Below are 12,730 nucleotides of genomic sequence, written 5' to 3' on the forward strand. Positions count from 1 at the left end.
TGACCCGAGGAGCCTCCCTTGGCTGCTGAGCTGCACGTCGAGCTGGTCGCGGCGGACCGTAACGTCTGGTCCGGCGAGGCCACCCTGGTCGTCGCGCGCACCACGTCCGGCGACATCGGCGTCATGCCCGGTCACCAGCCGCTCCTCGGAGTGCTGGAATCGGGCCCGGTGACCATCCGTACGAGCGAGGGCGGCACTGTCGTCGCCGCTGTGCACGGCGGGTTCATCTCGTTCGCGGACAACAAGCTGTCGCTGCTGGCCGAGATCGCCGAGCTGGCCGACGAGATCGACGTCCAGCGCGCCGAGCGTGCGCTGGAGAGCGCGAAGGCGGAGGAGGACGCGGCTTCCGAGCGGCGTGCCGATGTCCGTCTGCGCGCGGCTACGGGGCAGTGACGCCCCGCAACTGAGAGATTTGACCTCAGCCGCGGCCCGTCCGGAATTTTCCGGACCGGGTCGCGGCTGAGGCGATGCAGAAGCAGGTCCCTACGGCGTGTGGCGAGGAGGTCGGTGTAGATGATCCTCGCTCTGCTTGTGTGTGGCCTGGTCGTCGTACTGGTGGCGGTGGGACTCTTCGTCTTCGGTCTGCGCCGGCGGTTGATCCAGCGTTCCGGTGGCACCTTCGACTGCAGTGTCCGTTGGGACGTTCCGGAGAAACCGGACCCCACGGGCAAGGGCTGGGTCTACGGCGTCTGCCGCTACAGCGGCGACCGGATCGAATGGTTCCGGGTCTTCTCGTACGCGCCGAGGCCCCGCCGGACCCTGGACCGTTCCGCCATCGAGGTCGTCGCACGGCGGCTGCCCGAGGGCGAGGAGGAGCTGGCGCTCCTCTCCGACGCGGTGGTCCTCGGCTGTATGCACCGCGGTACGCGTCTGGAGCTCGCGATGAGCGACGACGCGCTGACCGGTTTCCTGGCCTGGCTGGAGGCCGCGCCTCCCGGGCAACGAGTCAACGTCGCGTAGGCACGTCATACCTAGAACGCAGAAGCCGGGAAGAGTGGGGGCGGACCCCTCTTCCCGGCTTCCGTCTGTGTGCGGCTAGCCGATGGCGTTGCTGGCCGCGGTCACCAGTTCGCCGTTGCTGGTGTCACCGCTGAACTCCCAGAAGAACGCGCCTCCCAGGCCCTGCCCCTTCGCCCAGGCGATCTTCGAGGCGATGGTGGCCGGGGTGTCGTAACTCCACCAGTTGGAACCGCACTTGGCGTACGCGGTGCCCGCGATGGTGCCGGTCGCCGGGCAGGTCGACTTGAGGACCTTGTAGTCCTCGATGCCCTGCTCGTACGTGCCGGGCGCCGGGCCCGTCGCCGTGCCGCCGGGTGCCGCCTGGGTCACTCCGGTCCAGCCGCGGCCGTAGAAGCCGAGGCCGAGGAGGAGCTTGGACGCCGGGACGCCCTTGGCCTTGTACTTGGCGATCGCGTCGGCCGTGTTGAACCCGGCCGTCGGGATGCCGGAGTACGAGGTGAGCGGGGAGTGCGGGGCCGTGGGGCCCTGGGCCGCCCAGGCGCCGAAGAAGTCGTACGTCATCACGTTGAACCAGTTGGCGTAGGACGCGGCGCCCGCGTAGTCGGCCGCGTCCATCTTGCCGTTGTCGGAGCCGTCGGCGGTGACCGCCGCCGTCACCAGGTACGAGGAGCCGAACTTGGCGCGGAGCGCGGACATCACGTTCTTGAAGGCCGCGGGGCCGCTGGTGTCACAGGAGAGGCCGCAGGCGTTGGGGTACTCCCAGTCGATGTCGATGCCGTCGAACACGTCCGCCCAGCGCGGGTCTTCGACGAGGTCGTAGCAGGACTGGGCGAAGGCTGCCGGGTTCTGGGCGGCCTGGCCGAAGCCGCCGGACCAGGTCCAGCCGCCGAAGGACCAGAGGATCTTGAGGTTCGGGTGGAGCTTCTTCAGTTTGCGGAGCTGGTTGAAGCTGCCCGCCACGGGCTGGTCCCAGGTGTCGGCGACGCCGTCGACGCTGCCGGAGGCGTCGTACGTCTTCTGGTAGTCGGCGTAGGCGTCGCCGATCGCGCACTTGCCGCCGGTGACGTTCCCGAAGGCGTAGTTGATGTGCGTGATCTTGGCGGCGGTACCGGACGTCTCCAGGTTCTTGACGTGGTAGTTCCGGCCGTAGACGCCCCAGTCGGTGAAGTACCCGAGCTTGACCTTGCCGGGGGTGCCGCCTCCGCCGCCTGTGGTGGTGACGGTCGCCGTGCCGGACGAGGCGCCGACCTGGTCGGCGGTGTCACGCGCCTTGACGCTGTAGGTGTACGTGGTGCCCGCGGTCAGGCCCGTGTCGTTGGCCGTCGTGCCGGTGACCGTCGCGATCTTCGTGGAGCCGCGGTACACGTCGTAGTTCTTGATGCCCTTGTCGTCCGTCGCCGCCGACCAGTTGAGGGTCAGGGTGGTGTTCGTGATGGCGCTCGCGGTCGGAGTGCCGGGCGCGGAGGGCGGGTTGTCGCCCGGGACGGTGGTGCCGCCGTCGCAGGAGGCGCCGTTGAGCTTGCAGTTGGAGGGGGCGCCGGAGCCCGCGCCGTTGAAGCCGAAGGAGACGGAGGCGCCGGGGGCCAGTGTGCCGTTGTACGACTTGTTCTTGGCGGTCCAGTGGGTGCCGGAGGAGGTCACGTCGGCGTCCCAGGCCGAGGTCACCGAGGTCCCCGCGGGGTAGTCCCACTCGACGGTCCAGCTGTTGATCGTGGTCGTCCCGGCGTTCTTCACGGTCCAGCCCGCGCCGAAGCCGGTGCCCCAGTCGGAGGTCTTGGCGTAGGTGGCGGTCGGGCCTGCGGCCTGGGCCGGTGTCGCCAGGCCGACGGCCGCGGCGAGCGGGAGGAGGAGTGCGGTGAGGGCTGCTGCGTATCTGGAACGTCTTGATCTGAAGCGAGTTCTCAAGAGGGCTCCTCGAGTGGTGAACGGACTGAGATGGGGGTGGGTCCGCTTGCGCACTCTGCGCCGCCCTGAGCGTGCCGCTGCTGACTGATTGTCATGGCTCGCTCACCGCAGTGTGTGCGGTGAGCGTAGGAAGGTCTGGACCAATCGTCAAGAGGTCCAGACCTCCGACCTGGAAAACACCGTCAGAGTCCCAACTCCTGCGCCAGCACGGCTGCTTGGACCCGGCTGCGCAGCTCCAGCTTCCCGAGGAGCCGGCTGACGTGCGTCTTCACCGTGGCCTCGGCCATCGCGAGGTCGACGGCGATCTCCGCATTGGACAGGCCGCGGCCCAGACAGGTGAGGACCTCGCGCTCGCGGCGGGTCAGCGCGTCCAGGACGGCGGGGTCCGGGGCATCGGCGCGGCGGGCGTCCGGCCGCCCGAACTCGGCGATCAGGCGGCGTGTCACGGCGGGGGCGATCAGGCCCTCGCCGCGCGCCACGGTCCGTACCGCCTCGATCAGGTCCCTGGCCTCGGTGTTCTTCAGGAGGAATCCCGAGGCGCCCGCGCGCAGCGCACCGAAGACGTACTCGTCGAGGTCGAACGTGGTCAGCACCAGGACGTCCGCGAGCTGCTCGGCGACGACCTGGCGGGTGGCCGAAACGCCGTCCAGGCGGGGCATCTGGATGTCCATCAGCACCAGATCGGGGCGGAGTTCACGGGCGAGGGCGAGCGCCTCTTCACCGTCCGCAGCCTCTCCGACGACCTCGATGTCGGGTGCGCTGCCCAGGATGAGGACCAGGCCCGACCGTACGGCCGACTGGTCCTCGGCGACCAGGACACGGATCGTCATGCGGTGGAACCCCTTTCTGCGACGGGCAGTTGGGCCCGTACCTGCCAGACCTTCTTGTCGTCGTCCGCCCCGGCCCCGAACTCCCCGCCGAGCAGGGCGACCCGCTCGCGCATCCCGATGAGCCCGGCCCCGGACCCGGGGGCGCGGGGTCCGGGGCGGTCGCCGTACGGGCTGCGTACGGTGACGGTGAGCGCCGACGCCTCGCGGGTCAGGCCGACGGTGACCTCGCCCGGGGCGGCGTGCTTGAGCGCGTTGGTGAGGGACTCCTGGACGATGCGGTACGCGGCGAGCTCGACCGGGGTGGGGAGCCGCTCGCCGGCGGGGCGTTCGTCGGCGAGACGGGCGTCGAGTCCGTTCGTACGGGCCTGGGCCACCAGGGCGTCGAGGCCGGCCAGGGTCGGGGCGGCGGCCGGCTCCTGGTCCCCGCTGTTGTCGCGCAGCAGGCCGATGAGGCGACGCATCTCGGCGAGGCCGTCGACGCTGTTCTCGCGGATGACGCCGAGGGCGTCGCGGGTGGTCTTCGGATCGTCGAGGGAGAGCGCCGCGGTGGAGTGGATGGCGATCGCGGAGAGGTGGTTGGCCACCAGGTCGTGGAGTTCGCGGGCCATCCGGGAGCGCTCGGCGATCACTGCCTGGGTGCGGTCCATCTCGGCGAGGAGCGCGGTCTGTTCGGCCTGGAGGCGGGCCGTATCGGCGGCCTCGCGGTGGTGGCGTACGAGGAGACCTGTGGCGGCCGGGGCGTAGCCGATGAGGCCGGTGCCGACGCCGACGAGGAGGGCGTCGGGGCTGCGGAGCCAGGCGTAGAAACCGAGCGGGAGGGCGATGGTGAGCAGGACCGTGATGCGGGGGATGCGGCGGGCGGTGGCCGGGGTTCCGTACAGCACGGCCGCGTACATGATGTCGGTGAACATCAGGACGGTGGCGAGGTTCCCGCTGGTGAACTGGTCCGCCACCAGGGCGAGCACGGCAACGGCCAGGGCGGTCCGCGGGGCGGTTCTGCGCAGCAGCTCCATGGCGGACATCACGCAGAGAGGAAGCAGGGACCAGGACCCGGACAGCAGCCGCCCGGACTGGCTGTGCAGACCGATCGCCCAGAACACGAGGCCGCCGAGCAGCCCGGCGGCGGCGATGAGGACGTCGTCGCGGTGCGGGCGGGGGAGCGGGGTTGTCACGACTCCATCAAACAGGGCCGGAGGCGGCCCGGCCTCCGTACCGGGGCCGAGGACGCAGTACATCGAAGGATGCAGTGCGGATTCGTCACTGGAGACGAGGGGCGGGGGCGGGTCGGCTGTGACGCTGGAAGGGAGAGTGAGAGGAGCGGGCCGTGATCGTCACGTTGATCGTCATCTGCGAAGTCGGGTTCTGGGTGCTGCTGGCCGGAGGGCTTGCGCTCAGGTATCTGGCGAAGATGCCCAGGGCGGGGCTCGCGGTGCTGCTCTGCGAGCCGGTGCTCGAGCTGGTGCTGCTGGTGGTGACGGCGGTGGACCTGAAGAACGGGGCCGAGCCGGACTGGATGCACGGGCTCGCTGCCGTCTACATCGGGTTCACCGTGGCGCTGGGGCACCGGACGATCCGGTGGGCCGACGCACGGTTCGCGCACCGGTTCGCGGGCGGGCCGCCGCCGGTGAGGCCGCCGAAGTACGGGGCTGCGCGGGCGGTGTGGGAGTGGCAGACGGCGGCGCGGTGGACGCTGGCTTCGGTGATCGCGATCGGGCTGCTGCAGGCGGCGGTCTGGTACGTCGGCGGGGACGGGGACGTGTCGTCGCTGCGGGTCTGGCAGGGGCGGATGCTGTTCCTGATCGGGATCAATGTGGTGATCGCGTTGAGCTACACGGTGTTCCCGAAGAAGGAGAGGGTGGGGCGGGGCTGACGACCCCGCCCCGGGGCGACTACCGCTCGCCGCCCGGAACCCACAGCACGTCCCCGATCTCCTTGTTCGCCGTGCGGGCCAGGATGAAGAGGAGGTCGGAGAGGCGGTTCAGGTACGTGGCCGTCAAGGGGTTCATGACCTCGCCGTGCACCTCCAGCGCCGCCCACGTCGACCGCTCGGCCCTCCGTACGACCGTGCACGCCGTGTGCAGCAGCGCCGCGCCCGGGGTGCCGCCCGGGAGGATGAAGGAGCGGAGCTTCTCCAGGTCCTCCAGGAAGCGGTCGCAGTCCGCCTCCAGCTTGTCGATGTACGACTGCTCCACGCGCAGCGGCGGGAATTCGGGGTTCTCCACCACCGGGGTGCACAGGTCCGCGCCCACGTCGAAGAGGTCGTTCTGGATGCGGGTGAGGACCTTGACGACCTCCTGCTCCAGCGCGCCCAGTGCGATCGCCGTGCCGAGCGCCGCGTTGGCCTCGTTGGCGTCGGCGTACGCGGAGATCCGCAGATCGGTCTTGGCGGTGCGGCTCATGTCGCCCAGGGCCGTCGTGCCCTGGTCGCCGGTACGGGTGTAGATGCGCGTCAGATTGACCATGCCACCAGCGTAGTTACGCTCCGGCCCGGCGGAAGACACGTGTGCCCACTGTCACGGCGAACACCGCGAAACCGGCGGCGACCAGGACCCCGTAGAGCATCTGGGCCGTCGCGTACTGGCCGACGTACGCGCTGCGCACCGCGTCGACGAGATAGCGGAACGGTACGAAGTGCGACAGCGCGTCCAGCCAGGCGGGGCCCAGCGCGATCGGCAGCATCAGCCCCGACAGCAGCATCGAGGGCATGGTGAACGCGTTGACCATCGGGCCGAACTCCTGCGGGCGGTCGACGCCGAGTGCGACCGCGTACGAGAGCGAGCCCAGCGAGACGGTGAGCAGGGCGACGAACGCGAAGCCGATGAGGACGCCGGCGAGCGGGGCGCGCAGGCCCATGACGAGCGCGGCCAGGACCAGCACGGCCGCCTGGACGACGAAGAGCGCGGCGTCGCGCAGGACGCGTCCGAGGAGCAGCGCCAGCCGGCTGACCGGGGTGACGCGCATGCGCTCGACGACCCCGAAGTTCTTCTCGACGATGATCGCGAACCCGGAGAACGCCGAGCCGAACAGGGCGAGTTGGAGCAGCAGCCCGGGCACCAGGACCTGCCAGGAGGTGCCCTGCGTGCCCAGGTTCATCCCGGTGAGCAGCGGGCCGAAGAAGACGAGGTAGAGCAGCGGCATCAGGATGCCGAAGGCCATCTGGAACTTGGAGCGCAGGGTCTGGCGGGCGTAGCGGCCGAAGATCAGCGCGGTGTCGGAGAGGAGTGCGGAGGACAAGGCGGGCTCCTAGACGGCTACGGGGGTGGTGTCGCGGACGGCCGGGCCGCGGCCGGTGATGGCGAGGAAGGTGTCCTGGAGGGTGGCGTCGATCGAGCCGCCGTGGCGGAGCTTGAGGGCGCTCGGGGTCCCTTCCGCCGCGACCACGCCCTGGTCCACGACGACGATCCGGTCGGCGAGCGCGTCGGCCTCGTCGAGGTAGTGCGTGGTGAGGAAGACGGTGGTGCCGTACTCGTCGCGCAGCCGGCGCACGAGGTCCCACAGGTCCGTACGGCTGGCCGGGTCGAGGCCGGTCGTCGGCTCGTCGAGGAACAGGACGGCGGGGCGGTGCGTGAGCCCCATCGCGATGTCCAGACGCCGGCGCTGACCGCCGGAGAGGGCTGCGGTCGGGCGCTCCAGCAGGTCGGTCAGGCCGAGTTCGGCCGCGAGTTCCCGGGCGCGGGCGGCGGCCGCCGCCTTGGTCAGGCGGTACAGCCGCCCCTGGGTGACCAGCTCCTCGCGGACGCTGATGTGCGGGTCGACACCGCCGGACTGGGCGACGTAACCCGTCTTCCGCCGTACGCCCTCAGGATCGCCCGCCAGGTCGCAGCCCGCGATGGTGGCGGTGCCCCCGGTGGGTGCGAGCAGGGTGGTGAGCATCCGCAGCGTCGTGGTCTTGCCGGCGCCGTTGGGGCCGAGGAAGCCGAGGATCTCGCCCGGCTGTACGGAGAGATCGATGGAGCGGACGGCTTCGACCGGTCCGCGTTTCGTCTGGAAGGTCCGGGCCAGCCCGGCAGCAGTGAGGATCGCCATGACCTTAAGAAAACAGAGTCACTGAAAAATTGCAACCACACCAAAATTGTAGAGATGGCAGCGGAAGGTAGGATGGCGCCATGGCAGAAGGGCTCAGGGAGCGGAAGAAGCGGCAGGCCAGGCAGCACATCTCGGACGTGGCCACGGGGCTGTTCCTGGAACGGGGCTTCGACGCGGTGACCATCGCCGAGGTCGCGCAGGCTGCGGACGTCTCCGTCAACACCGTCTACAACTACTTCCACGCCAAGGAAGACCTCTTCCTCGACCGCGCCAAGGGGAGCGCGGGCCGCCTCTCGCGGTTCGTACGAGGCCGCGAGAAGGGCGAGTCGGCCGCCGCCGCCGTCCTGCGCGAGCTCCAGCGCGAGGTCGAGGCCGTCTCGCCGGCGGTCGGCCTGATCGAGGGGTTCGACCGCTTCCTGCAGGTCATCGAGGAGTCGTCCGGACTCAAGGCGCGGATCGCGCACATGCAGCAGAAGACCCTCGAACTCCTGGAGGAGACCCTCCGCGAGGAGACCGGAGCCGACGCGCGCGACACCCTGCCGGCGCTGGTCGCCGGGCAGATCGGCTGGGTCCACAGCTCCCTCCTCGCCTTCATCTCGCGCGAGGTCATCACCGGCCGGCGCCTCGCCGAGGTGTCGCGCGACGCGCTCGGCCTCCTCGACGAGATGGAGGAACTGCTGAGCGAGAAGGTGCTCAACTACGCGGTGCGTGACGCGTGATGGGACCGGCGAGTGTGATGTCCGTCATCTGAGACGTGACGCGCATCTCTATGCGGCCTAAAGGCGCCCCCCGGCCGATAGCCTCCGCCCAGAGCCGTAGCAAGGAATTCATTTAAGGGGTGCGTACGTGGCCAGGAAGCTCGCCGTCATCGGGGCCGGACTCATGGGATCCGGCATCGCGCAGGTCTCGGCGCAGGCCGGCTGGGACGTCGTACTGCGCGACGTGACCGACGCCGCGCTGACCCGGGGCACGGACGGCATCAAGGCCAGTTACGACCGCTTCGTCTCCAAGGGGAAGCTGGAGGCGGCCGACGCGGACGCCGCGCTCTCCCGCATCACCACGACCACCGATCTGGACGCGGTCGCCGACGCCGACATCGTCGTCGAGGCCGTCTTCGAGAAGCTCGAGGTCAAGCACGAGATCTTCCGTGCGCTCGACTCGATCGTGCGCCCGGACGCCGTGCTCGCCTCCAACACCTCCGCCATCCCGATCACCAAGATCGCGGCCGTGACGGAGCGTCCGGAGCGCGTCGTGGGCACGCACTTCTTCTCGCCGGTGCCGATGATGCAGCTCTGCGAGCTGGTGCGCGGCTACAAGACGAGCGACGAAACCCTCGCCACCGCACGGGAGTTCGCCGAATCCGTGGGCAAGACCTGCATCGTCGTCAACCGCGACGTCGCCGGCTTCGTGACCACCCGGCTGATCTCGGCGCTCGTCGTCGAGGCCGCCAAGCTGTACGAATCGGGCGTCGCCAGCGCGGAAGACATCGACATCGCCTGCAAGTTGGGCTTCGGCCACGCGATGGGACCCCTCGCCACCGCCGACCTGACGGGCGTCGACATCCTGCTCCACGCCACCGGCAACATCTACACGGAGTCGCAGGACGAGAAGTTCGCGGCCCCCGAACTGATGCGCCGGATGGTGGACGCGGGCGATATCGGCCGCAAAAGCGGGCAGGGCTTCTACAAGCACTAGGCATATGTCGCTCCGGGGTCACCCCCAGGAGTGAATTCGGTATCAGTTCGCTTACAGACGGCAACTTCTCTGCCTGTGGGGCAGTCAGTTCAGTGACATACGTGAAAGACGTGAATCGCGCGGAGCACTCCCGGGGAGTTCATATGCACATCAAGGGCGACCATGCCGAGCTGGTCGTCGGGGGCCGCCTCGACGTCCGCAGCGCGGCGGACGCCCGTACGGTCCTGCACACGGCCGTCGACGACGGAGCCGGCGACCTGGTGCTCGACCTGACCGAGCTGGACTCCTGGGACGCGACGGGTCTCGGCGTCATCATGGGCGCCCACCGGCGGGCCGGACGGTGCGGGCGCCGGCTGGTGCTCCGCGGCGTACCGCCGCAGATGCAGCGCCTTCTCGTGGCGACCCGGCTGCACCGCATTCTGGCCATTGAGGGCGGAATCGTCGCGGAGTCGCTTCCCCGCGTGTGACGAATGTGGAGGGAGTGTGGGGATGGGATTCCCCGCGCAATCCTCACGAAGCTGTGACGTCTTGGACGGCCCGGCACCCCGCGTGCTCATGGATACTGAGCAAAGGTCTAGGGTTCGCTCGCCCACCGATTGACGCAACCCATGCGGTGGGCACCGGACCAGAAGCGACAGCGTGGTGTGCGAGGCCGGGAGGGGCAACCGCACGCAGCGCCATCTGGGGGGCTTTGACCATGGACCCGATGAACCGGGGACCGGAAGAGTACGGCCAGGACAACAACGACTACGGCGACACGTCAGCAGCCGGACGCGGCGAAGGATCACGCCCGCAGCGCCCGCCGCGCGACGCCCTGACGCCCGACCTCGGGCAGTCGTCGTCGGCTGCGCCCGTGCGCACCGTCCAGCTCGTCACCGGTGACTTCCTGCTCACCGTCAACCCCGTCGACGGCAGCGAGATCGAAGCCTGCCCGCCCGGGGAGCACCCCGCCCGTCCGGTGCGCCACCGGGCCGAGGAGCGCGCGGAGCTGCTGCGTGCGGCGAAGCCGCCCGTGCCGCCGGGGCCCGTCGCGCCCGAACTCCCGCTCCTGGAGCGGGACGAGGAGCGCGAGCGGCTGGTGCGGCTGCTGGCGCGCGGACGGTCCGTACGGCTGACCGGGCCCGGCGGCGCCGGTCGTACGGCGCTGCTCGACGCCGTCGCGGACGACTGCGCGGAGCTGGCACCGGACGGTGTCGTACGGCTCTCGGGCTACCACCGCACCCCCGCCGACCTGCTCCACGACCTGTTCGCCGCCGTCTTCGCCGCACCGCTGCACCGCCCCGACCGCGGTGAGCTCCTCGAACTCGTCCACCAGATCGGCGCGGTCGTCGTCCTGGACGACCTGGAGTTCGGCGGCACCGCGCTCGACGAGCTCCTCGACGCCACACCCGAGTGCGCCTTCCTGCTCGCGGCTACGCCCGGCACGGCCGCGCCCTCCGACGACTCGCACCTCGAAGAGGTCTTCCTCGGCGGGCTCGGCCGCAGCGCCTCGCTGGAACTGCTCGAGCGCGCCGTGGAGCGGCCGCTCACCGACGAGGAGGCCAACTGGGCGGGCGACCTCTGGTTCGAGTCCGAGGGGCTGCCGCTGCGCTTCGTACAGGCGGGTGCGCTGCTGCGCCAGCGCGACCTGCAGCGGATCGATCCGGGCGCCTTCGACTCTTACGGGTACTTCGACGGGCGTCCGGTTGACGACGCCTCCGTCTTCGAGGCCGAGGACGCGCGCGAACTCCCGCTGCCCTCACTGGGCGAGGGTGCTGCCCCCGCGGCCCTGCTCGCCTCGCGGCTGAGCGAGTCCGCCCGCGACACCCTGCACTTCGCGGTGGCGCTCGGCGGCGAGGTGCCGCACCAGGCGCATCTGCCGGCGCTGGTCGGCGACACCCACGCGGACGCCGCGCTGGGCGAACTCGCCCACTGCGGGCTGCTCTCGCCGGTCGGCGGGCGCTACCGGCTGGCCGCCGGTGTCGTACAGCAGCTGGAGACCGCCGGGTACGAGGACGACGCGGCGACCCGCGCCCACACCGCCGCCCAGCACTACGCCTGGTGGGCCGGTCACCCCTCGGTGACGCCCGAGCGCGCGGCCGCCGAGGCCGACGCCCTCCTGGCCGCGCTCACCGCCCTGGTGAACGCGGGCGGCGCCGGGCACGCGGGCACGGCCGTCCAGCTCGCCCGCAGTGCTGCCCCCGCCTTCGCGGCGGGTCTGCACTGGGGTGCCTGGGAGCGGTCCCTGCGGACCGGCCAGGAGGCGGCGAGGATCTCCGGCGAGGTCGCCGACGAGGCGTACTTCCACCACGAGTTGGGGATCCTGGCGCTCTGCACCGGCAGCATCGACCGGGCGCGCGCCGAGCTGGAGGCGTCCATCGCGATGCGCGGCGCCCTCGCCGACAAGCGCGGCACGGTCGCGGGGCGCAGGGCGCTCGCCCTCGTCGCCGACCGTTCCCCAGGAGGAAATGTCGCAGCGGGGGGCTTCGCGCTCGACGGGCGTACGCCCGCGGGCGAGGAAGTCCCGGCGGCACGCTACGAGGAGTCGGCCTCGCCGCCCGGCGGCGTACCGGCAGCCGTACTGGCCCTGCCCGAACTCCCGTCGGAGAACGAGACGCTGGTCACCCGGCGGTCCACGCCGGCCGGCGGCGCACCCGTGCGCCGCTCGGTGCTGCGCGGTGCGCGGCGCAACATGGTGGCCGCGGGTGCGGGTGCGCTGCTCGCCGCCGTACTGGGCACCGTGGTGACGCTCGGCGCGACCGGGAACCACGATTCGCCCAAGGACAAGGACCCCAACGGTCAGTCGGCCCAGGTGGGCGACGACAAGGACGGGCTGAACGCGGACACGCCTGCCGACGGTTCCACGAGCACTCCCGGTGGCGGTACGGGTAGCAACAGCGGCAATCCAGCCGATCCTTCGAGCCCCGCCCCGGGCACGTCGGGGTCCAGTTCGCCGGGGAGCAGTTCGACCCCGAGCACGTCGGGCACGCCGAGCACACCGGGGAAGCCGAGCACTCCGGGCAAGACGACCAAGCCCAGTTCGCCGAAGCCGACGACGTCCAAGCCGACGACGCCGCCGCCGTCCAGTACGCCCCCGGTTAGCCCGACGCCGGATCCCACGCCGACCACGACCCCGCCGACGACACCGTCCACGTCGACCTCGGCCTCCGGATCGACCGGGCCGACCGTCGTACCGACGAAGCAGTCCAGCGCCCCGGCCAGCACCGCACCGTCCAGCTCAGCCGCCGGGACGGTGCCGGCCTGACCCGGCCCCGCACAGCGCGAAACGGCCCGGCGTCCTGGTGGACGCCGGGCCGTTTCGCGTAACAGAGCGA

The 12,730-nt window shown here is 70.8% G+C and carries 13 protein-coding genes; 7 read left to right on the plus strand and 6 right to left on the minus strand.

The window, feature by feature from the left end:
• The first annotated feature begins 18 nt into the window (after window positions 1–18).
• Together OG707_RS27430 and OG707_RS27435 are read left to right on the plus strand one after the other, a co-directional pair.
• Complete coding sequence (locus tag OG707_RS27430; RefSeq protein WP_329122865.1) at window positions 19–393, plus strand: F0F1 ATP synthase subunit epsilon; 375 nt, start codon at window positions 19–21, stop codon at window positions 391–393.
• A gap of 120 nt (window positions 394–513) precedes the next feature.
• Entirely contained in the window at window positions 514–960 is a 447-nt protein-coding gene (locus OG707_RS27435; RefSeq protein ID WP_329122866.1) for a DUF2550 domain-containing protein, read from the plus strand.
• Between the two features lie 75 nt (window positions 961–1,035).
• On the opposite strand, the gene OG707_RS27440 is transcribed toward OG707_RS27435, so the two are convergent.
• The 3 genes from OG707_RS27440 to OG707_RS27450 form a co-directional block, all read right to left on the minus strand.
• A complete protein-coding gene (locus tag OG707_RS27440) occupies window positions 1,036–2,865 on the minus strand; it encodes a glycoside hydrolase family 18 chitinase (RefSeq protein WP_329122868.1) in 1,830 nt (609 codons plus the stop codon).
• A gap of 182 nt (window positions 2,866–3,047) precedes the next feature.
• Window positions 3,048–3,695, minus strand: coding sequence for a response regulator transcription factor (locus tag OG707_RS27445; protein ID WP_329122870.1), 648 nt, complete (start codon window positions 3,693–3,695; stop codon window positions 3,048–3,050).
• Entirely contained in the window at window positions 3,692–4,867 is a 1,176-nt protein-coding gene (locus OG707_RS27450) for a sensor histidine kinase (protein ID WP_329122872.1), read from the minus strand. Before OG707_RS27450 ends, OG707_RS27445 begins: the two co-directional genes overlap by 4 nt.
• A 152-nt stretch (window positions 4,868–5,019) precedes the next feature.
• Here OG707_RS27450 and OG707_RS27455 point away from each other — a divergent pair, with 152 nt between their 5' ends.
• Window positions 5,020–5,565: a hypothetical protein gene (locus OG707_RS27455; RefSeq protein WP_329122873.1), complete on the plus strand. Its 546-nt coding sequence runs from the start codon at window positions 5,020–5,022 to the stop codon at window positions 5,563–5,565.
• A gap of 19 nt (window positions 5,566–5,584) precedes the next feature.
• On the opposite strand, the gene OG707_RS27460 is transcribed toward OG707_RS27455, so the two are convergent.
• Genes OG707_RS27460 through OG707_RS27470 form a run of 3 tightly spaced genes read right to left on the minus strand, consistent with a single transcriptional unit; the run spans window position 5,585 to window position 7,721 of the window.
• Window positions 5,585–6,157: a cob(I)yrinic acid a,c-diamide adenosyltransferase gene (locus OG707_RS27460; RefSeq protein ID WP_329122875.1), complete on the minus strand. Its 573-nt coding sequence runs from the start codon at window positions 6,155–6,157 to the stop codon at window positions 5,585–5,587.
• Window positions 6,158–6,170: 13 nt separating this feature from the next.
• Window positions 6,171–6,929, minus strand: a complete 759-nt coding sequence (locus tag OG707_RS27465) for an ABC transporter permease (protein WP_329122878.1) — start codon at window positions 6,927–6,929, stop codon at window positions 6,171–6,173.
• A 9-nt stretch (window positions 6,930–6,938) separates the two neighbouring features.
• Complete coding sequence (locus tag OG707_RS27470; RefSeq protein ID WP_329122879.1) at window positions 6,939–7,721, minus strand: ABC transporter ATP-binding protein; 783 nt, start codon at window positions 7,719–7,721, stop codon at window positions 6,939–6,941.
• Window positions 7,722–7,801: 80 nt separating this feature from the next.
• Between OG707_RS27470 and OG707_RS27475 the strand changes: the two genes are divergently transcribed.
• The 4 genes from OG707_RS27475 to OG707_RS27490 all read left to right on the plus strand — a co-directional run bounded on the left by OG707_RS27475 (window position 7,802) and on the right by OG707_RS27490 (window position 12,660).
• Window positions 7,802–8,440: a TetR/AcrR family transcriptional regulator gene (locus tag OG707_RS27475; RefSeq protein ID WP_329122881.1), complete on the plus strand. Its 639-nt coding sequence runs from the start codon at window positions 7,802–7,804 to the stop codon at window positions 8,438–8,440.
• 127 nt (window positions 8,441–8,567) lie between these two features.
• Complete coding sequence (locus OG707_RS27480; RefSeq protein ID WP_329122884.1) at window positions 8,568–9,416, plus strand: 3-hydroxyacyl-CoA dehydrogenase family protein; 849 nt, start codon at window positions 8,568–8,570, stop codon at window positions 9,414–9,416.
• A 143-nt stretch (window positions 9,417–9,559) separates the two neighbouring features.
• On the plus strand, window positions 9,560–9,883 hold the full coding sequence (locus OG707_RS27485; RefSeq protein ID WP_329127989.1) for an STAS domain-containing protein: 324 nt from the start codon (window positions 9,560–9,562) through the stop codon (window positions 9,881–9,883).
• 230 nt (window positions 9,884–10,113) lie between these two features.
• Window positions 10,114–12,660 carry an ATP-binding protein gene (locus OG707_RS27490; protein WP_329122886.1) on the plus strand — a complete coding sequence of 849 codons (2,547 nt, stop codon included), beginning with the start codon at window positions 10,114–10,116 and terminating at the stop codon, window positions 12,658–12,660.
• The last annotated feature ends 70 nt before the right edge of the window (window positions 12,661–12,730 follow it).

It is taken from the genome of Streptomyces sp. NBC_01465 (assembly GCF_036227325.1).
Classification (GTDB): Bacteria; Actinomycetota; Actinomycetes; order Streptomycetales; family Streptomycetaceae; genus Streptomyces.

Bases quoted from the DNA above. Each gene is read 5' to 3' on its own strand.
- OG707_RS27435 (WP_329122866.1), top strand. From the start codon at position 514: ATGATCCTCGCTCTGCTTGTGTGTGGCCTGGTCGTCGTACTGGTGGCG.
- OG707_RS27445 (WP_329122870.1), bottom strand. From the start codon at position 3,695: ATGACGATCCGTGTCCTGGTCGCCGAGGACCAGTCGGCCGTACGGTCG.
- OG707_RS27460 (WP_329122875.1), bottom strand. From the start codon at position 6,157: ATGGTCAATCTGACGCGCATCTACACCCGTACCGGCGACCAGGGCACG.
- OG707_RS27470 (WP_329122879.1), bottom strand. From the start codon at position 7,721: ATGGCGATCCTCACTGCTGCCGGGCTGGCCCGGACCTTCCAGACGAAA.
- OG707_RS27475 (WP_329122881.1), top strand. From the start codon at position 7,802: ATGGCAGAAGGGCTCAGGGAGCGGAAGAAGCGGCAGGCCAGGCAGCAC.
- OG707_RS27485 (WP_329127989.1), top strand. From the start codon at position 9,560: ATGCACATCAAGGGCGACCATGCCGAGCTGGTCGTCGGGGGCCGCCTC.
- OG707_RS27490 (WP_329122886.1), top strand. From the start codon at position 10,114: ATGGACCCGATGAACCGGGGACCGGAAGAGTACGGCCAGGACAACAAC.